Source organism: Micromonospora sp. CA-269861 (assembly GCF_050948505.1).
Lineage (GTDB): Bacteria > Actinomycetota > Actinomycetes > Mycobacteriales > Micromonosporaceae > Micromonospora.
Genome location: NZ_CP192014.1, coordinates 947,598 through 966,857 on the forward strand (window position 1 = coordinate 947,598; position 19,260 = coordinate 966,857).

14 protein-coding genes and 1 pseudogene are annotated in these 19,260 nt (G+C 72.1%); 9 read left to right on the plus strand and 6 right to left on the minus strand.

The window, feature by feature from the left end:
• The first annotated feature begins 12 nt into the window (after nt 1–12).
• Nucleotides 13–846: a hypothetical protein gene (locus ACQP0U_RS04435; RefSeq protein ID WP_433315994.1), complete on the plus strand. Its 834-nt coding sequence runs from the start codon at nt 13–15 to the stop codon at nt 844–846.
• A gap of 71 nt (nt 847–917) precedes the next feature.
• Here the strand turns inward: ACQP0U_RS04435 and ppc are convergent, their stop codons facing one another.
• From ppc to ACQP0U_RS04450, 3 genes are all read right to left on the minus strand, one after another.
• Nucleotides 918–3,704, minus strand: a complete 2,787-nt coding sequence (gene ppc / locus ACQP0U_RS04440; protein WP_433315996.1) for a phosphoenolpyruvate carboxylase — start codon at nt 3,702–3,704, stop codon at nt 918–920.
• Nucleotides 3,705–3,833: 129 nt separating this feature from the next.
• A complete protein-coding gene (locus tag ACQP0U_RS04445) occupies nt 3,834–4,886 on the minus strand; it encodes a hypothetical protein (RefSeq protein ID WP_433315998.1) in 1,053 nt (350 codons plus the stop codon).
• A gap of 50 nt (nt 4,887–4,936) precedes the next feature.
• Entirely contained in the window at nt 4,937–5,851 is a 915-nt protein-coding gene (locus ACQP0U_RS04450) for a cyclase family protein (RefSeq protein ID WP_433316002.1), read from the minus strand.
• 318 nt (nt 5,852–6,169) lie between these two features.
• Between ACQP0U_RS04450 and mfd the strand changes: the two are divergent.
• The 4 genes and pseudogenes from mfd (at nt 6,170) to ACQP0U_RS04470 (ending at nt 13,391) form a co-directional block, all read left to right on the plus strand.
• Nucleotides 6,170–9,798 (plus strand): annotated as a pseudogene (gene mfd, locus ACQP0U_RS04455) (transcription-repair coupling factor).
• A gap of 64 nt (nt 9,799–9,862) precedes the next feature.
• Nucleotides 9,863–10,669 carry a hypothetical protein gene (locus tag ACQP0U_RS04460; RefSeq protein ID WP_433316009.1) on the plus strand — a complete coding sequence of 269 codons (807 nt, stop codon included), beginning with the start codon at nt 9,863–9,865 and terminating at the stop codon, nt 10,667–10,669.
• Nucleotides 10,670–10,671: 2 nt separating this feature from the next.
• Nucleotides 10,672–11,664 carry a nucleoside triphosphate pyrophosphohydrolase gene (locus ACQP0U_RS04465; protein WP_433316011.1) on the plus strand — a complete coding sequence of 331 codons (993 nt, stop codon included), beginning with the start codon at nt 10,672–10,674 and terminating at the stop codon, nt 11,662–11,664.
• A 107-nt stretch (nt 11,665–11,771) separates the two neighbouring features.
• A complete protein-coding gene (locus ACQP0U_RS04470; RefSeq protein ID WP_433316013.1) occupies nt 11,772–13,391 on the plus strand; it encodes a DUF885 domain-containing protein in 1,620 nt (539 codons plus the stop codon).
• A 24-nt stretch (nt 13,392–13,415) separates the two neighbouring features.
• Here the strand turns inward: ACQP0U_RS04470 and ACQP0U_RS04475 are convergent, their stop codons facing one another.
• Together ACQP0U_RS04475 and ACQP0U_RS04480 are read right to left on the minus strand one after the other, a co-directional pair.
• Entirely contained in the window at nt 13,416–14,177 is a 762-nt protein-coding gene (locus tag ACQP0U_RS04475) for an NAD(+) diphosphatase (protein ID WP_433316015.1), read from the minus strand.
• Nucleotides 14,178–14,331: 154 nt separating this feature from the next.
• The gene (locus ACQP0U_RS04480) at nt 14,332–15,024 is read right to left on the minus strand and encodes a hypothetical protein (RefSeq protein ID WP_433316016.1); all 693 of its coding nucleotides are present in this window, start codon (nt 15,022–15,024) and stop codon (nt 14,332–14,334) included.
• A 213-nt stretch (nt 15,025–15,237) separates the two neighbouring features.
• On the opposite strand from ACQP0U_RS04480, the gene eno reads away from it, so the two are divergent.
• From eno to ACQP0U_RS04500, 4 genes are read left to right on the plus strand one after another with little or no spacing between them, the layout of a single operon-like run.
• Nucleotides 15,238–16,521: a phosphopyruvate hydratase gene (gene eno / locus ACQP0U_RS04485; RefSeq protein WP_433316018.1), complete on the plus strand. Its 1,284-nt coding sequence runs from the start codon at nt 15,238–15,240 to the stop codon at nt 16,519–16,521.
• A gap of 32 nt (nt 16,522–16,553) precedes the next feature.
• A complete protein-coding gene (locus tag ACQP0U_RS04490) occupies nt 16,554–17,192 on the plus strand; it encodes an FtsB family cell division protein (RefSeq protein WP_433320614.1) in 639 nt (212 codons plus the stop codon).
• A 34-nt stretch (nt 17,193–17,226) separates the two neighbouring features.
• A complete protein-coding gene (locus ACQP0U_RS04495; protein ID WP_433316020.1) occupies nt 17,227–17,784 on the plus strand; it encodes a DUF501 domain-containing protein in 558 nt (185 codons plus the stop codon).
• Complete coding sequence (locus ACQP0U_RS04500; RefSeq protein ID WP_355419015.1) at nt 17,781–18,317, plus strand: amino-acid N-acetyltransferase; 537 nt, start codon at nt 17,781–17,783, stop codon at nt 18,315–18,317. The genes ACQP0U_RS04495 and ACQP0U_RS04500 overlap by 4 nt, the downstream gene beginning before the upstream one ends.
• On the opposite strand, the gene ACQP0U_RS04505 is transcribed toward ACQP0U_RS04500, so the two are convergent.
• The gene (locus ACQP0U_RS04505) at nt 18,318–19,208 is read right to left on the minus strand and encodes an alpha/beta hydrolase family esterase (RefSeq protein ID WP_433316021.1); all 891 of its coding nucleotides are present in this window, start codon (nt 19,206–19,208) and stop codon (nt 18,318–18,320) included. It lies immediately after the preceding gene.
• Between the last annotated feature and the right edge of the window lie 52 nt (nt 19,209–19,260).

Consider the following 19,260-nt stretch of genomic DNA (forward strand, 5'->3'; position numbering starts at 1 on the left):
ACGTTCGATGACATGGAACTTGTGCTCTGCCTCGCCGTTGTGCTGGTCGGCGCGCTGGGCGCCGCGGCGCTCATCCGCGCCCAGGCCGGCGCCCGTCGCCGCACCGAGCTCGGCGACGCCCGCGCCGAGGCGCAGCGGTGGTACGAGCGTCTCGGCGGCCAGTTGATGAACCTGCAGGGCGACGAACCAGCGGTACGCCAGGCACTGGCCGATGCCGGTGAGCGGTACAACGCGGCGGGCTCCCAGCTGGAGCAGGCGTCCACGCCGCACCAGTTCGGGCTGGCCCGGGAGACCGCGCTGGAGGGGCTGGCGTACATCCGGGCGGCGCGCACCGCGCTCGGCATCGACCCGGGTCCCGAGGTGCCGGCCCTGGCCGCCGCCCGTGGCGTGGGGCAGCTCACCAAGGAGCGCGAGGTCGACGTGCAGGGGCAGACCTTCCGGGCCGGGCCGCAACCCGGCCGGGAAACGCCCTACTACTACCCCGGTGGGCGTTATCAGGGTCGACCGGTGCCAGCCGGCTGGTATTCGACGCCGTGGTGGAAGACGGCGCTGGGTGCCGGCGCCGGTGTGCTCGGCGGCATCCTGATCGCCGACGCGCTCTTCTCGCCCGCCTTCGCCGACCCCGGGTACGGCTACGACGCCGGCTACCAGGAGGGCTTCGGTGACGGTGTCGACCAGGGCGGCGACCAGGGTGGGGACCAGGGCGGCGACCAGGGTGGCGACTTCGGCGGTGGCGACCAGGGCGGGGACTTCGGCGGCGGCGACTACGCCGGTGGGGACTTCGGTGGTGGCGGCTTCGGCGGCGGCGACTTCGGTGGTGGGGATTTCGGCGGCGGCGACTTCTGACAAGTCGTTCACGGACACCTACCGAACGGGCCCCGGTCGCAACGACCGGGGCCCGCCTTCGTGCCCGTTGATCAGCCGGTGTTGCGCATCCCGGCGGCGATGCCGTTCACGGTGGTGAGCAGCGCGCGTTCCAGGGCCGTGCCGTCGCTCGGCGCGCGACGGCCGCCCGGTGCGGTGGCGATCGCCCGGCCGGCGGCGCCCGACTCGCGGTACTGCCGCAGCAGCGCCACCTGGAGATGGTGCAGCGGCTCCAGGTAGGTGTCGCGGACGGCCAGGGTGCGCTGGAGCACCGGCGAGTTGTCCAACAGCGCCGGCGAGGCGGTGACCGCCAGCACCTCCCGCTTGGTCAGCTCGTACTCCTGCTCGATCTGCTCGAAGATCGGGTGCAGCTTCTTCGGCACCAGCGTCTCGACGTACCGACGGGCGATGCTCAGGTCGGTCTTGGTCAGCATCATCTCGACGTTCGACAGGAACGTGCGGAAGAAGTGCCAGTTGCGGTGCATCTCGGCCAGCACGTCCGCCAACCCGGCCTCGCGGGCGGCTGCCAACCCGGAGCCGACGCCGAACCAGCCCGGCACGATCTGCCGGGTCTGCGTCCAGCCGAACACCCACGGGATGGCCCGCAGCCCGGACAGCCCGGCCCCGGTGTTCGGGCGCTTCGCCGGCCGGGAGCCGATGTTCAGCGCGCCGAGCAGTTCGGTGGGGGTGGACGCCCAGAAGTACGCCGGCAGGTCCGGGTCCTCGACGAGCGTCCGGTACGACCGGAACGCCGATTCGGAGACCACGTCCATCGTCGCGTCCCAGCGCTCCAACATCTCGGCCGGCTGCCGGGGTGCGGTGTGCAGCAGGGTCGCCTGGAGCACCGCGGCGAGGGTGAGCTCCAAGTTCTCCCGGGCCAGCGAGGGCAGGGTGTACTTGTCGGAGATCACCTCGCCCTGCTCGGTCACCTTGATCGCGCCGTCCATCGTGCCGTACGGCTGCGCCAGGATCGCCTCGTGCGTCGGCCCGCCGCCGCGCCCGACAGTGCCGCCCCGGCCGTGGAACAGCCGCAGGTGCACGCCGTGCCGGGCGGCCACGTCGCGCAGCGCGCGCTGCGCCCGGTGGATCGACCACTGGCTGGTGGTGATCCCGGCCTCCTTGTTCGAGTCGGAGTAGCCGAGCATGACCTCCTGCACGTCGCCTCGAGCGCTCACCAGCGCCCGGTACGCGGGCAGCGACAGCAGCTCGTCGAGGAGTTCGCCGCCGGCGTTCAGCTCGGCCGGGGTCTCCAGGAGCGGCACGAACCCGATCCGGGCCCGCCCGCTGTGCACGTCCACCAGGCCGGCCTCGCGGGCCAGCACCACGGCGGCCAGCACGTCGTCGACACCCAGGGTCATCGAGATGATGTACGACTCGATCACCTCGGCGCCGAACCGGTCCTGTGCCTCCCGGATGGTCCCGAACACGTCGAACGTCTTGCGGGCCGGCTCGGACAGCGACGTGTCCAGGGTCGACAGGGGGCGGCGGCCGGTCAGCTCGTCGGCGAGCAGCTTGGTGCGTTCCAGCCTGGTCAGCGCCGGGTAGTCGGAGACCTCGCCGACCGCCTCGTAGAGCTGCGCGAGCACCGCGTGGTGCGCCTCGGCGTGCTCCCGGACGTCCATGGTGGCCAGGTGCAGGCCGAACGCGGAGACCGTACGGATGGTGGAGGCCAGCCGGCCGACCGCGGTGAGCTGCCCGGAGTTGCGGGCCAGCGAGGCGCGCAGCAGGTCCAGGTCAGCGATCAGCTCGGCGGAGCCCCGGTAGTCCCGGCCGGGCACGTGCGCGGTGCCCTGGCGCAACCTCAGCCGGGTGTTGGCGAGCTTCGCCTTCACGCAACGCGCCTTGAGCCGGTACGGCTCCTCGGCGTTGACCCGGCGGAAGCGCTGCGCCACCTCGGGCAGCGCGTCCAGGTCGGCGGCGAGGCTGGCGGAGAGGTCCAGGGACACCCCGCGCAGCCGGCGGGACACCGAGACCTCGTTGATCAGGTGGTCCATCGCCTTCTCGGTGGCCGCGATGCCGTGCTCGTGCTGGATGGTCAGCACCTCGCGGGTGACCGCCGGGGTGACGAACGGGTTGCCGTCGCGGTCGCCGCCGATCCAGGTGCCGAAGCTCAGCGGCCGGGCCGTCGGTGAGGTCTCCACCCCGAGCGTGCGCAACGTGTCGGCCAGGTCGTCGAGCACCTGTGGCGCGGCCTCGGCGTACAGGTCGCGCAGGTAGTAGATCGCGTTGCGGGCCTCGTCGGTCGGGTCCGGCCGGTCGAGCCGCAGCTCGTCGGTCTGCCACATCAGGTCCAGCAACTCGGCCAGCCGGCGGTTGGCCGGGCCCTCGTCGCTGGCGCCGTAGAGGATGGCGTTGGCGGTCTCGGTGTCCAACTCGTCGGCGATCGCCCGCAGCTTGGACAGGATCGAGCGACGGGCCGCCTCGGTGGGGTGCGCGGTGAAGACCGGTCGTACCGCCAGCCGGCGAGCCGCGTTGGCGATCTCCTCGGCCGGCACCCCGCGCTCGGCGATCATCTTGGCGGCCTGGTCCAGCCAGCCGCCCTGCACCGCGCGGCGGCGGCGCAGATCCCGTGCACGGTGCACCTGCTCGGTGATGTTGGCCAGGTGGAAGTAGGTGGAGAAGGCGCGGGCCAGCTTGGTTCCGGTGGTCACGTCGAGCCCACCGAGGCGCTGGGCGGCGGCCGGGGCGTCGGAGCGGACCTGGGCGCGGATCTCCTCGACGAGGTCGAGTAGCGGGCGACCCTCCTGGCGGGCCAGGGTCTGGCCGAGCAGGGTGCCGAGTCGGCGAATGTCGGCGCGCAGTGCGGCGTCCGGGCCGTCGTGGTCGTGCTGGTCGGTCACGATGCGCTCCCTTACGTGGATACGAAGGACAGCGCTGTCCGACTTACTGGATGGTATCCGCGCGCAGGGGATGTCTGGAGGGCCCCCTGGTGATCCACTGCCTCCCGGAGGGTGTTTTCCGGCGTGATCTCAGCCACCGTGGCGGCTCGGCGAGGGGCCTGAGCGTGTCGTCCCGGGGTCGGATGTGGCGGCCCGGCGACCGCGGACCAGGCTCGAGCTGACCAACCCGAGTGCTCCGAGCACCGTCCAGATCCCGAGGGCGAGAGCCGGCCAGCCGGCGGATCGCCAGTCGAAGTACACAGCGGCCTTGGTCAGGTCGTTGGCGAGCCCCGGGATGTTCCACCGGTGCATGCCGCGCAGCAGCCCGGGCAGGAACTCGGGTGCGTAGATGCCACCGGAGCCCGGGTTGCCGAGCACCACCAGCAGCAGGATGACCAGCGCGGTGCCCGCGACGCCGAGCCAGCCCTGGATGGCGCTGGCGAACATCGCGGCGGCGAAGACGGCGAGCGCGCCGATGGCGGCGATCGTCGGTACGTCGTGGTGCCAGATGTCCAGGACGGGTCCGACCACCACCGCGCCGGCGATGCCGAGCAGCACGCTGTAGACCGCCAGGGCGGCGATGCGCAGTCCGGCCCGTCGCGCCGTACGGGGGGTGGTGCCGGCGGATATCCCGAGCACGGTGGAGGCGAGGTAGCCGCCGAGCACGTACCCGACGTTCAGGTAGAAGGGCACCACCCCGCGCGGGTCGGCCGAGGTGACCGGCACCTTGTCGACGATCTGCAGCGGGGTGTCGGTGCGACTGGTGGCGGTGCCGAGGACCTCCTTGATCGCGCTGGTGGCGGAGGGGCCGGAAGCGCTCGCCACGGTGAGGAGCAGGCCGTTGTCGGGGCCGGTGCTGAGCACGGCGTACACCGCGCGGCTGAGCAGTCCGTGCTCGGCGGCGCCCGGGTCGTCGTACCCGATGGGCTTGAGGATTGTGGTCTGGCCGCGCACGGCGTCGAGCGTCGCCTGGGCGCGTTGGTCGCCGGAGACGACGCCGATCGGCAGATCGCGGGGTGTGGGCTGGTGCAACGCGCCGACGTAGGCCGCGATGAACGCCGTGGCCAGCACGAAGGTGCCGAGAAGCAGCCCGATGCTGCGCGGCGCCCAGTCGCGGGCCGTGCCCGGCGAATTTTTGTCCACGTTATTAGCCTATGGTCCGTTTTGTGGACCACAGGGCGGAACCAGTGACGTCAGGGGTTGACGACGGCGAAGGCGCGAACGGGGAAGGTGCCCATGCCGGCCACCATCGGCGGGGCCGCGGTGAACCGGAACCCGGTCGGCGGCAACGCGTCCAGACCGGTCAGGTGCTCCACGATCGGGATGCCGGCGGCGAGCAGCGCGCTGTGCGCGGGGCGTACGCCGGCGGCCGCCGGGCTCATGTCGTCGATGTTGATGGAGTCGATGCCGACCAGGGCCGCCCCCGCGTCGACAAGCGCCTGGGCGGCGTCGCCGGTCAGGTACGGCGCTTCCGGCGCGCCGTACCGCTCCGTGCCGAAGTGCGCATCCCACCCGGTGTGCAGCAGCACCGCCCGCCCGGCCACTTCATAAGGGGCCAGCATGAGCCGGTCCACCGCCCGGACGCCGACCGGCACCCGGACCACCACCCCCGGCAGGTCGGCGAGACGGTCCAGCGACACCCCGGTCAGGTCGTCGCGGCCGGCCCAGCGGTGGGCGGGAGTGTCCAGGTACGTGCCGGTGTTGGCGATCATGTCGATTCGGGCCACGTGGAACTCGGTGCCCGGGGCGTACCGCTCCTGGGACGCCGCGAAGGTCAGCCAGTCGGTGATCCGGGGCCCCGGCCAACCCGGCAGGGTGGTCATCCCATCGCTGATCACGTGGCTCAGCTCGACCAGTCCGCGGCCGGACGTCGGCTGATCGACTGCCACGCCCCGGCCACCCTTGTGCGGCTCCTCGATGAGCGTCTTCGCGCTGATCCGAACCTCGGCGACCATCAGCAGCCCGAGATGCCGGACGAACAACGCCGCCAGGTCCGCGTCGGTGATCTCCCGATCGGGAATGTCCAGCCGGAACCCCTCGGTACGCAGCCCGCCGCCGTTGGCGAAGCTCACCTCCGCGTCGAACTGTGCCCGCCACTGCTCAGCCATACCGAAACCCGACCATGCCGGCCGGCGACGGTCAAGATCTTCTGCGCGGCCGGCTGCTGACGGCGCCTTCCGTCTCAAGATCGCGCAATATCCAGGATGTAGTGGTGTCGGTGCGTGGGTGAGGCCACTACATCCTGGTTCGAGCACGATCTTGGCGTCGGCCCCGCGCGCCGGCCCGCGCGACGCGCGCGGTGCGCGTGGACCTGGGCGGAAAGGGGTGGCTGTCGGTCGACGGGGATAGGCTTGGTGCCGTGCACCCCCCGTCCGACTGGACGAGGGGCCGCCGTCGTGTGCGTCGACTCCCCTGGAGGGGTTCCCTTGCTCACCGGTCTGTTCACCGCCGCCCTGGCCGACCCCGGGCTGGCCCGGGCGCGTGACCTGGCGCGCTCCGGTGTCGCCCAGGTCGACGGCCTCGACATCACCGCCCCGGCGGCGCTGCGCCCGTTCGCCGTCGCGGCGGTCGCCGCCGACAACGACGGGGCCGGGCGACCGGTGCTGGCGGTGACCGCCACCACCCGGGAGGCCGACGACCTGGCCGCCGCGCTGGGCGGGTTGCTGCCGGCCGAGCAGGTTGTGGTCTTCCCTCCTGGGAGACGCTGCCGCACGAGCGGCTGTCGCCACGCTCGGACACGGTCGGCCGACGGCTGGCCGTGCTGCGCCGGCTGGCGCACCCGGAGGCGACCGACGCGCACGGCGGCACCGGGCCGCTGCGGGTGGTCGTGGCCCCGGTCCGTTCGCTGCTCCAGCCGCAGCTCAAGGGGCTCGGTGATCTGGAGCCGGTGCAGCTCGCCGCCGGCGAGGAGGCGGACCTTGAGGAGGTCGCCCGCCGACTGATCGACATGGCGTACGCCCGGGTGGACCTGGTCACCAAGCGCGGCGAGTTCGCTGTGCGCGGCGGCATCCTGGACGTCTTCCCGCCCACCGACGAGCACCCGTCCCGGGTCGAGTTCTGGGGCGACGAGGTGGAGGAGATCCGCACCTTCGCCGTCGCCGACCAGCGGACCATCGAGAAGGTTCCGCTGCTCTGGGCGCCGCCCTGTCGGGAGTTGCTGCTCACCCCGTCGGTCCGTGACCGGGCCGCAGCGCTCGCCGAGCAGCACCCCGAGCTGGCCGAGATCCTCGACAAGCTGGCCGAGGGCATCCCGGTGGAGGGGATGGAGTCGCTGGCCCCGGTGCTGGTCGGCCCCGACTCGCTGGAGCTGCTGCTGGACGCCATGCCGGCCGGCACCCACGTCCTGCTCTGCGACCCGGAGCGGATCCGCACGCGGGCGCACGACCTGGTGCGTACCTCGGAGGAGTTCTTGCAGGCCAGCTGGGCCGCCGCCGCGGTCGGCGGCCAGGCCCCGGTGGACGTCGGCGCCGCCGCCTTCCGCACCCTCGGTGAGGTACGCGCCGCCGCGGGCAAGCTCGGTCAGCCGTGGTGGACGCTGTCCCCGTTCGGTTTGGTCGAGGGGGAGACCGCCGAGACGCGCCAGCCCTGGGAGGACGCGCCGGAGCAGGCCGCCGTCACCCCGGACGACGCCATCGCGGTGACCCTGTCCGCCCAGCCGGCGCCGCTCTATCACGGCGAGACCTCGCGGGTCGTCGAGGACCTCAAGCGTTGGGCCGGCGAGGGCTGGTCGATCGCGCTGGTCTTCGAGGGGCACGGCCCCGCCCAGCGGGCGGTGGAGGTGCTGCGCGACGCCGGCCTGGGTGCCCGGTTGACCGAGGAGGTGCCGACCGCGCCCGTCCCGGGTGAGCTGGTGGTCACCTGCGGCGCGCTGGGCAGCGGGTTCGTCGACGAGGCGTCCCGCTTCGTGCTGCTCACCGGCAATGACGTGACAGGTGGTCGGGGCACCTCGACACGGGACATGCGCAAGATGCCGAGCCGGCGACGCAACACCATCGACCCGCTGGAGTTGAAGGCCGGCGACCACGTGGTGCACGAGCAGCACGGCATCGGCCGCTACGTCGAGCTGGTGCAGCGCACCGTCAACGGCGCCAGCCGGGAGTACCTGGTCATCGAGTACGCGGCCAGCAAGCGGGGCCAGCCCGGCGACCGGTTGTTCGTCCCGACCGACCAGCTCGACCAGCTCTCCCGCTACGTGGGTGGCGAGCAGCCGACCCTGCACAAGATGGGCGGCTCGGACTGGCAGAAGTCCAAGGCCCGGGCCCGCAAGGCGGTCCGGGAGATCGCCGCGCAGCTCATCCAGCTCTACGCCGCTCGCAAGGCGTCCAAGGGGCACTCGTTCGGCCCGGACACGCCGTGGCAGCGGGAGTTGGAGGACGCCTTCCCCTGGCAGGAGACGCCGGACCAGCTCGCCGCGATCGACGAGGTCAAGCGGGACATGGAGCAGACCGTCCCGATGGACCGGCTGATCTGCGGCGACGTGGGTTACGGCAAGACCGAGATCGCGGTCCGGGCGGCGTTCAAGGCGGTGCAGGACGGTAAGCAGGTGGCGGTGCTGGTGCCGACCACCCTGCTGGTGCAGCAGCACTACAACACGTTCGCCGAGCGGATGAGCCAGTTCCCGGTCCAGATCCGGCAGCTGTCGCGGTTCCAGACGGCGAAGGAGACCGAGCGGACGCTGGAGATGGTCGCCGACGGTACCGTCGACATCGTCATCGGTACGCACCGGCTGTTGCAGACGGCGACCCGCTTCAAGCAGTTGGGGCTGGTGGTCGTCGACGAGGAGCAGCGCTTCGGTGTCGAGCACAAGGAGCACCTGAAGACGCTGCGCGCGTCGGTCGACGTGCTCAGCATGTCGGCCACGCCGATCCCGCGCACCCTGGAGATGGCGATCACCGGCATCCGGGAGATGTCCACCATCGCCACCCCTCCGGAGGAGCGGCACCCGGTGCTCACCTTCGTCGGCGCGCAGGACGACCGGCAGGTGGCCGCGTCCATCCACCGTGAGCTGCTCCGCGACGGGCAGGTCTTCTACCTGCACAACCGGGTGGAGTCGATCGACCGGGCGGCACGGCGACTGCGGGAGCTGGTGCCCGAGGCGCGGGTCGCTGTGGCGCACGGCCAGATGGGCGAGGACGCCCTGGAGAAGGTCATGGTCGGCTTCTGGGAGAAGGAGTTCGACGTCCTGGTCTGCACCACGATCGTCGAGTCGGGCATCGACATCCCGAACGCCAACACACTGATCGTGGAGCGGGCCGACCTGCTCGGCCTGGCTCAGCTGCACCAGATCCGGGGACGGGTCGGCCGGGGCCGGGAGCGGGCGTACGCCTACTTCCTCTACCCGCCGGAGAAGCCACTCACCGAGCACGCTCACGAGCGGTTGGCGACCATCGCCCAGCACACCGAGTTGGGCGCCGGCATGTACGTGGCGATGAAGGACCTGGAGATCCGGGGCGCCGGCAACCTGCTCGGTGGCGAGCAGTCCGGGCACATCGAGGGCGTCGGGTTCGACCTGTACGTGCGGATGGTCGGCGAGGCGGTCTCCGCGTTCAAGGGTGAGCGGCCGGAGGAGGAGACCGACGTCAAGATCGACCTGCCGGTCGACGCGCACCTGCCACACGACTACGTGAGCGTGGAGCGGCTGCGCCTGGAGATGTACCGCAAGCTCGCCGAGGCGCGCGACGAGGAGCGGCTGGGCGAGGTGATCGCCGAGATGACCGACCGGTACGGCGAGCCGCCGGCCCCGGTGCAGAACCTGGTGGAGGTGGCCCGGTTCCGCCTGCTGGCCCGCCGTTACGGCCTGAGCGACGTGTCCATGCAGGGCAAGCACGTACGGTTCGGCCCGCTGCCGCTACCGGACTCGAAGCAGTTGCGGCTCAAGCGCTACCACCCGGACGCCGTCTACAAGCAGGCCACCGACCAGGTCAGCGTGCCCCGACCGAGCACCCGTCGGATCGGTGGCGAGCCGCTGCGGGACCAGGCACTGCTCCAGTGGTGCGCGCAACTGCTCTCCGATGTGCTCGGTGCCCCCGCCCCACTCGCCGTCGCGGCGGGTTGAGGCGGGGTCCGCGGTGCGGTGGGGGCCGTCACAGGCTGGGAGGGGGCATGAGAGAGTGACGGGTATGCGTGCTCGCCGTGTGATCGCCGCCGCCAGCGTCGCGGCCCTGGGTGTCCTCTCCCTCGCTGCCTGCGGCAAGTCCGCACCGAACATCGCCGCGTATGTCGGTGACACCACCTATTCGGTGGACCGGGTCGATGCGATCTACGACGACGCGCAGGCGAAGTACGGCGACGCGGTCCGGCAGGAGGCTGGCCAGGCGGGAGCGACGCCGTCGGCGGAGCAGTTGCGCGCCGCGGTGACCCGTCAGGACGTGGTCAACCTGCTGGTCAGCCTGGATCTCGGCAAGCGGGTCGCGGCGGCGAAGAACATCCAGGTGCCCGACGAGGTCACCCCGCAGCAGCTTGAGCAGAATCTGCGGCTGCCGGCGACCACCGAGTACGCGAAGCTCTGGGGTGAGTGGATCGACCTGCTCCAGGTGCTCAACCAGCAGCTCCCGCCGGCTGAGCTGAGCGACGACTCGCTGATGGCCGTCTACGACGCGCTGGCGAAGACCGGGGCGATCAACGGCGGCATGTCGGTGGCCGACGTCCGTCAGGCGTTCGGCGACGGCGGCTTCGTCCGCAGCGCCACCGCCCTCAGCACCGCGCTGGAGGACGAGGCGAGCCGGATCGACGTCACGATCAACCCGCGCTACCGGGCGGTGGGTGTGCCGTCGGTGGTGAGCACCGGCCAGTCGCTGGTCTTCTACTCACTGCCGTACATCAACGAGGCCGGCCCGGTGACTGACATCTCCACCCCGCAGCCGCTGCCGTCGAGCGACGCCCCGAGTGCCGAGGGCCCTGCGCCGGACGAGGGCACGGCCAGCTGAGCATGACCGCACGGATCGTCCTCCTGGTCACCTCACCCCGGTTGCCGGCCGGCCTGTTGACCTCCGCGGCCTGGGATGTCGTACGCCAGCACCCGGTGCTGACCGGCGCGGACGGCGAGTTGGTCACGGCCGTGCGCCAGGCGGGCGCCGAGGTCACGGTGGTGGACGGCCCGGCGACGCAGCCGTTGCTGGACGCGGTGGCGACGCACGGCACTGTGGTGTGGTTGGCCGGCCCGGCGGGTGACGAGGCGCTGGCCCGGGAGTTGGGTCTGCGGCTGGCCCGGCAGCCGGGGTTGGCCGAGATGGAGTTGATGTACGGCTCGTGGGACCCGCCGGGTGCCCGGCTGCTTGACGCGGTGGCCGTGCTGGATCGGCTGGCCTCTCCAGGTGGGGACCCGTGGAAGCGGGCGCAGACGCACCGCAGCCTCGCCGGTTACCTGCTGGAGGAGAGCTACGAGGCGTACGACGCGATCAGCGCCGACGACACCGACGCGCTGCGCGAGGAGTTGGGCGACGTGTTGTTGCAGGTGGTGCTGCACGCGCGGCTCGCCGAGGAGTTGCCCGAGGATGAGCGGTGGAGCATCGACGACGTGGCCGGTGGCCTGGTCGACAAGATGATCCGCCGCAATCCGCACGTCTTCGCCGGTGCCGAGGCGGGCACCCTGGAGGAGATCACCGAGAACTGGGAGCGGATCAAGCGGGCGGAGAAGGCCCGGCACTCGGTGCTGGACGGGGTGGCTTTGAGCCAGCCCGCGCTGGCCCTCGCGGCGCAGATCCTGGACCGCGCCGCCCGCCGAGGCATCGACGTCCCACCCCCACCAGCGGACACCCAGGCGGACGCCGAGGCACGGCTGGGCGTCGACCTGCTGGCGAGGGTCGCGGCAGCCCGTGAGGCGGGCCTCGACCCCGAAGCAGCCCTCCGCCGCGCCACCCTGTCCCACGCCGAGACCATCCGCGCCGCCGAACCCCCACCCCCACCCGCCAGCCCGCGTTGATCATGAAGTTGTTGCCCCGACACGCCGGGGCGGATCGCAACAACTTCATGATCGACGGAGTGGGTGGAACCGGCGGCGGGGCGCACGGTGGTCGGTAGGGTGGGCGGGTGGAAGCGTTTGGGGTGCTGGCTGAGCGGGTCGTCGAGGCTCTACTGGAGTCGCGGCCGGGGGTTGCCACCGCGGCGGGTGACCACCGGTTCGACGACCGGCTGCCGGATCTGTCCGCCGACGGGTTGACCGCCGACCGGGCGATGCTCGCCGACGCGGCCAACGCGCTGTCCGAACTGGACCCGGACTCGCTCGACGTCGACGAACAGGTCGACCACGCCCTGCTCACCTCATTCGTGGATCGGGAGCTGTTCGAGCTGACCGAGATCCGGTCGCACGAGTGGGATCCGCTGCGGCACAATCCCGGCCCGCTGCTGCACCCGCTGCTGGTCCGCCCGTACGCCCCCGCGGAGGTGCGGCTGACCCAACTGGCCGGCCGGCTCGCCGCCGTACCGGACGCCCTCGCCACCGCCCGCGCGACGCTGCGGGACATGCCGCGGATCCACGCGGAGACGGCGGTCGGGCAGTTCACCGGCACGGCCGCGCTGATCCGCGACGAGCTGCCGGCGTTGCTCGCCCAGGCGCCGAGCCACCTCGACCGGGTCGAACCGGCTGCCACCGCCGCGATCGCCGCGCTTGACGAGTTCGTGGCCTGGTTGCGCGTCGGCCTGGCCGCCGACGCCGGCCCCGGCCGTGACCCGCGACTGGGCCGACGCCGCTGGGAGGCCCGACTCTGGCACACCCTCGACACCGAGCTGGGCGCCGCCGAGATCCAGCGTCGCGCCTGGGCCAACCTGGACCGGGTCACGGCGGAGATCCGCGAGGCGGCCGTCGAGCTGGTCGGCGGCCCGGCCGACGACGCGACCGTACGCCGGGCGCTGGACCTGCTCGCCGCCGAGCACCCGAACGACGCCACGATCGTCGAGCTGGCCGGGGTGACCCTGGACGAGGCGACCGACTTCGTCCGCGCACACGACCTGGTCACCCTGGTCGACGACCGGTGCGTGATCCAGGAGATGCCGGAGTTCGCCAGGGGGGTCGCGGTGGCGTACTGCGACGCGCCCGGCCCGCTGGAGACCGCCGTCGTGCCGACCTTCTACTGCATCGCGCCCACCCCGTCGGACTGGCCGGCGCAGCGGGTCGAGTCGTTCTACCGCGAATACAACGACCACATGATTCGCAATCTGACGGTGCACGAGGCGATGCCGGGGCACTTCCTCCAACTCGCCCACGCCCGCCGCTACGTCGGTGGCACGCGGGTCCGCGCGCTGGCCGAGTCCGGCCCGTTCATCGAGGGCTGGGCGGTCTACGCGGAGGAGGTGATGACGGGGCTCGGCTTCGGTGGTCTGCCGGTGCGGTTGCAGCAGCTCAAGATGCAGCTACGGATGACCATCAACGCGCTGCTCGACCAGTTGGTGCACGCCGAGAACCTGCCCGAGGCCGAGGCGATGGCCCTGATGACCGGGCGCGGCTTCCAGGAGGAGGGCGAGGCGGCCGGCAAGTGGCGGCGCGCGCAGCTAACCTCCACCCAGCTCTCCACCTACTTCGTCGGGTACAGCGAGGTGGCCGAGATCGCCGCCGCCCGCCCGGACGGGGTGTCGGTCCGCGACTGGCACGACGCGATGCTCGCCCACGACTGCCCGCCCCCGCGTCACCTGCGCACCCTGCTCGGTCTCTGAGGAGGAAAGCCGGGCCGCGCGGGTTCAGCGCCGCGCGGCGGTCACCGTCGCGTCGATGAGCCAGCGCGAGATGGAGTACGCGGGCGGCAGTTGCGCCGGCAGCGCATCCAGGCCGAACCACTGAGCCTTGGTCAGCTCCCGACCGTCGACCACCGGTTCGGCCTGCGGGTCGACGGCACGGGCGGTGAAGCCGGCGAGCAGTACGCCCGGGCCGGAGATCGCCCACGGTTGGCTGCCGAAGTAGGCCAGCCGGTCGACGGGCAGCCCGACCTCCTCGCCGACCTCCCGGTGCACGGCCGCCTCCAGTGTCTCGCCGGCCTCGACGAAGCCGGCCACCAGCGCCCACAGCTCGGTCGGCCCGGTGGCGTGCCGGACCAGCAGCAGCTCGTCAGCGTGCCCGGGAGGGCCGGGCCGGGTGATCGCCACCAGCACGGCGGCGGAGAGCTGCATCGGCACGTACAGGCCGCAGTCGGGGCAGCGGCGGGCGGTCTCGCCGGGCCGGTCGGTCAGCTCCGCTCGGCAGGCGCCGCACCACCTGTGGGTACGCCGCCAGGTCAGCACCGCCAACGCCCGGCCGGCGAGCGTGGCGTGCGGCTCCGGCACCTCGGCGGCGAGTGACGCCCAGCCGCGTGCCCGGCCGGGGAGGCCGTCGGTGGTGGTCAGGTCGGCGCCCCCCGCGGGCACGTCGTCGAGCGTGCCCAGCGGCACCCAGTCGGTGCCGGCGGGCAGCTCGGCGACACGGAGGGGTTGGCCGTCGACGCTGGTCAGCAGCTTCGCGCCGACCACCGGCAGGGCCAGGTCGCCGGGGCCGGAGGCCGGCTCGCATCGGCCCCCGGCAGGAACCCGGCGGGCGGCGCGGCCGGCGCGAACCCGGCGGGCGGCGCTCCGGGCGCGGGCCCGGCGGGCGGTGCGACGGATGTGGGCTGGGTCGGCGGGTCGGTCACGAGCCGCCGGGGCGGCGGTCGACGACGCCCGCGCCGGCGGGCGGGTCGAACGCCCCCTCGTCGACGGTGGTGGAGTAGTCGCTCAGTGCCAGCTCCACCGGCTTGCCGTCGACCGGGCCGGTGAAGCTTCCGAGCACGCCTTCGGTGGTCACGCAGGCGGTGAAGTCGCCGGATGATCTCTCCACCGCCACGCAGGCGGCGTGGTGCCCGGCGACTGTGGTGTCACTCTGCTTGATGACCGCCTGTGGGTCGAGCGCGGCGGCGGTGAGCAGCCCGACCACCACCGGCGGCGTGACGAGGCCCTGCTGGTTGGCCTCGCCGAAGAGCGTCACGGTGGGCTTGCTGCCCGGGGTGGGCGGGGCGATCAGCGTGCACTCCGGGCGGGCGCCGGTCGTCGTGCACCGGGTGATGGCCTCCGGGGTGACGGTGAGTTGCCCGCCCGGGTAGGTGTAGGTGGATCGCGCCGGGTCCTGTGCCTGCACGATCGCGGCGCTCTGACCGCCGGGCAGTTGGTAGTCGGCCGAGTAGGTCAACTCCAGTGCCCGATCGAGCCGGGCGGCGAGATCGTTGACGAGTTCCGAGCGGCCCATGGCGACTCCGGCGTTCTCGAATGTCTGACAGCCAGTGACCGTGAGCGACGCGATGACCGACACGGCGAACATGCGGAGGGTGGTCGAGGCGGCGGGCATGGCGACCAGCCTGGTGGATCTGGTCCGCGCAGCGCAAACCCGTTGCCGGTTGACGCCCGGAAATCCGGGAATGTCCGTCAGCGCGGGGCGACTCGGGTGCGCGGGCGACGCCGTGCCCGTTCGCGCCGCCCGATACGCTGCGTTCAACACCTGCCTCAGCCGCACCGTCGCGGCCCACCCACGGACCGGATCACAACAACGAGGAGCGACTTAGTGGCAACCATCGAGGGAATCGTCGCCCGGGAGATTCTCGACTCGCGGGGCAACCCGACGGTCGAGGTCGAGGTCGGTCTGGACGACGGCACGGTAGCCCGCGCCGCCGTGCCCTCCGGCGCCTCCACCGGCGCCTTCGAGGCGATCGAGCTGCGCGACGGTGACGCCGACCGCTACCAGGGCAAGGGCGTGGAGAAGGCGGTCTCCAACGTCGAAGACAAGATCGTCGACCAGATCATCGGGTACGAGGCCAGCGAGCAGCGGCTGATCGACCAGAAGATGCTCGACATCGACGGCACCGACAGCAAGTCGGAGCTGGGCGCGAACGCCATCCTGGGGGTCTCCCTGGCGGTGGCGAAGGCCGCTGCCGGCAGCGCCGAGCTGAGCCTGTTCCGCTACCTGGGCGGCCCGAACGCGCACCTCCTGCCCGTGCCGATGATGAACATCCTCAACGGTGGCGCGCACGCCGACTCGAACGTCGACATCCAGGAGTTCATGGTCGCGCCGATCGGCGCGCCCACGTTCCGCGAGGCGCTGCGCTCGGGCGCGGAGGTCTACCACGCGCTGAAGTCGGTGCTGAAGAAGAAGGGCCTGTCCACCGGGCTCGGCGACGAGGGTGGCTTCGCGCCGAACCTGCCGACCAACGCGGCGGCCCTGGACCTGATCGCCGAGGCGGTCGAGAAGGCCGGTTACCGGCTCGGCACCGACATCGTGTTCGCGCTCGACGTGGCGGCCACGGAGTTCTTCGACAACGGCACCTACACGTTCGAGGGTGCCGCGAAGTCCGCCGAGGAGATGAGCACCTACTACACGAAGCTGGCCGACGAGTACCCGATCGTGTCGATCGAGGACCCGCTGGCGGAGGACGACTGGAGCGGTTGGCAGACGCTCACCGCCTCGATCGGCGACCGGGTGCAGATCGTCGGTGACGACCTGTTCGTGACCAACCCGCAGCGCATCGCCCGCGGCATCGCGGAGAAGGCGGCGAACGCGGTTCTCGTCAAGGTCAACCAGATCGGCTCGCTGACCGAGACCCTGGACGCGGTGGACCTGGCCCACCGGGCGGGCTTCAAGTGCATGATGAGCCACCGCTCCGGCGAGACCGAGGACACCACCATCGCCGACCTGGCGGTGGCCACCGGCTGCGGCCAGATCAAGACCGGCGCACCGGCCCGCTCGGACCGTGTCGCCAAGTACAACCAGCTGCTCCGGATCGAGGAGGAGCTGGCCGACGCGGCGCGCTACGCCGGCGCTGGCGCGTTCCCGCGCTACCGTTCGGCCTAAGACGCACGAAGCCTCGGGGGAGGGGTGTGACGATGCAGCAGCGCCGCACACCGGGTGGTCAGCGTCCCGCCCGCCGGCCGGGTCAGTCCGGTCGGCCGGGCGGCGGGCGTGCCACGCGGGGATCGGTCCGGGAGGCCGGCGTACGCGCCGAGCCGCGCGCCGCCGGTCGCGCGCCGGGTGCTGCCCGGGGTGCCGAAGGCGTGCGCTCCGCGAATCGTCCGGCCGCCGCACGGCGTACCGCCGCCGGTGGTGCCGTGAAGCGGCTCGTCGCACCCCACCCCCGTCGCTTCACCGGTCGGGCCACCGTGCTGTTCGCGGTCCTGATCGCGCTCGCTCTGGCCTACACCTATCCGGTCCGGGTCTACCTGGACCAGCAGGCCAACATCGAGCGGATGGAGGCGGCCCAGGCGGTGCAGGAGCGGGAGATCGCGAAGCTCGCCGAGAGGGCCGCGAAGTGGCAGGACAAGGCGTTCATCGAGACGCAGGCTCGGGAACGGTTCTTCATGGGCCGGCCGGGCGAGAAGATGATGGTGGTGCTGCACGACCCGGAGGGCGCCGCCCGGGACGCCGGGAAGTCGGCCGGTTCGGCCACCCCGCCCGGGCCGGTGACCTGGTACGACACGCTCTGGTCGAGCGTGCAGGCGGCGGACAGCCAGCAACCGGGCAAGTGAGCCACCGACCAGCGCACCAGGAGAGATGGGCACAGTGACTGTCGTACCACCGTCGGAGCCGGCGGCGGATTCCGTTCCCCTGCCACAGCGCGAGCCGGCCACCGAGGCCGACCTGGCGGCGGTGGCCGCGCAGCTCGGCCGGACGCCCCGGGGCACCCGGGCGGTCGCCCATCGTTGCCCGTGCGGCCTCCCGGACGTGGTCGAGACGACCCCCCGCCTCGCCGACGGCACCCCGTTCCCGACGCTCTACTACCTGACCTGCCCCCGGGCCACCGCGGCGTGCAGCCGGCTGGAGTCGGCGGGGCTGATGAAGGAGATGGCGGACCGGCTGACGACGGACCCGGAGTTGGCGGCCCACTACCGTGCCGCGCACGAGGACTATCTGGCCCGCCGGGAGGCGATCGGCGAGGTGTCGGAGATCGCCGGCATCTCGGCCGGCGGAATGCCGGGCCGGGTCAAGTGCCTGCACGTGCACCTGGGGCACGCGCTGGGCGCCGGCCCCGGGGTGAACCCGTTCGGCGACGAGACGTTGGAGCTGGTCGAGCCCTGGTGGTCGGCGGGGCCGTGCGTGGACGTGCCGGTGGGCGAATGAGCGCCCAGACCGGGTCGGAGGCACCCGAGAGTCAGATCCTCGTCCGGCGGGCCCGCACCGGCGACGTGCGGGGCATCCGGCGACTCGTCGACACCTACACCGACGACCGGCGGCTGCTGAGCAAGGCCACCGTCACCCTCTTCGAGGACGTGCAGGAGTTCCGGGTCGCGGTCCGGGCCGAGGACGACGTCGTGGTGGGCTGCGGCGCGCTGCACGTCATGTGGGAGGACCTGGCCGAGATCCGCACGGTGGCCGTTGACCCGTCCTGCCGGGGCCGGCGGATCGGTCACCGGCTGGTCGGCGAGCTGATCGACGCGGCCCGGGAGTTGGGCGTGGCGCGGATCTTCGTGCTCACCTTCGAGACCCGGTTCTTCGGCTCGTTCGGCTTCCGCGAGATCGACGGCGCTCCGGTGCCGCAGCCGGTCTACGAGCAACTGCTGCGCTCGTACGACGAGGGTGTCGCGGAGTTCCTGGACCTGGAGCGGGTCAAGCCGAACACGCTGGGCAACACCCGGATGCTGCTGCGCCTCTGATCAGGTCTTGCGGGGGTGGGCGGCGAAGAACTCCCACATCAGGTCGGTGGCGGACAGCCCGGCGGAGGATGCGGCGAGTTGGCCCGCTGTCGCGCCCGGCCAACTGTGGCCCATGTTGTCGAGCGTGTAGACGCTGACCTCGCTGCCGTCCGCGCAGCCCGCCACCGTGTGCGTCACACCCGGCACCCCGGACGCCTTCGGGCTCGGCCGGCAGCGGAGCCGCTGCTGCCAGGTCCGCATGCCGGTCTGGAAGGTCGAGGCGTACCGGTCCTGACCGCCGATGAAGGTGATCACGGACACCGGGCTCTTCGGCACGTAACTGTCGGCGGTGGTCAACTTCCCGCTGTAACCACCGCTGACCACCCCGATCGCGGCGAACGTGCCAGTGCTCTCCACCGCCGCCCGGAAGCTCATGTCGCCGCCGTTCGAGATTCCGGTGAGGAACACCCGGTTCGGGTCCGCGTGCCAGGTCTGCACCAGATGGTCGGTGAGGGCCTTGAGGAAGCCCACGTCGTCCGCGCTGCCGCAGCAGATCAGCGCGTTGAACCCACCGCCCTGCCCATCGGGGTAGGCGACCAGCGCCTTGTCCTTGTCGGCCTTGGCGTCCAGGCCCGCCAACTCCGACATCGAGGATCCGGTGCCGGGGTAGAAGTGCAGCGCGATGACAAGCGCGGAGGGCCTGGCCGGGTCGTACCCCGGTGGCGCGTGCAGCAGGTATTCACGGTCCAGCCCGTTGTGCTTCAGGGTGAGCCGGTGGTCGCCGGCCGCCGGTCGTTCGCTCGACGCGGACGGTGTGGCTGGCGGGGCCGACGAGGGCTGCCCCCGCTCGCCACAAGCCGCGGCCACGACGATGAGGCAGAGCCCCGTCAACACTGCCACCGATCGCCGCACGCCGGTCACCCCCCGTCGACCCCGAGGTCCACACTGGAGATCATCCGGCCCC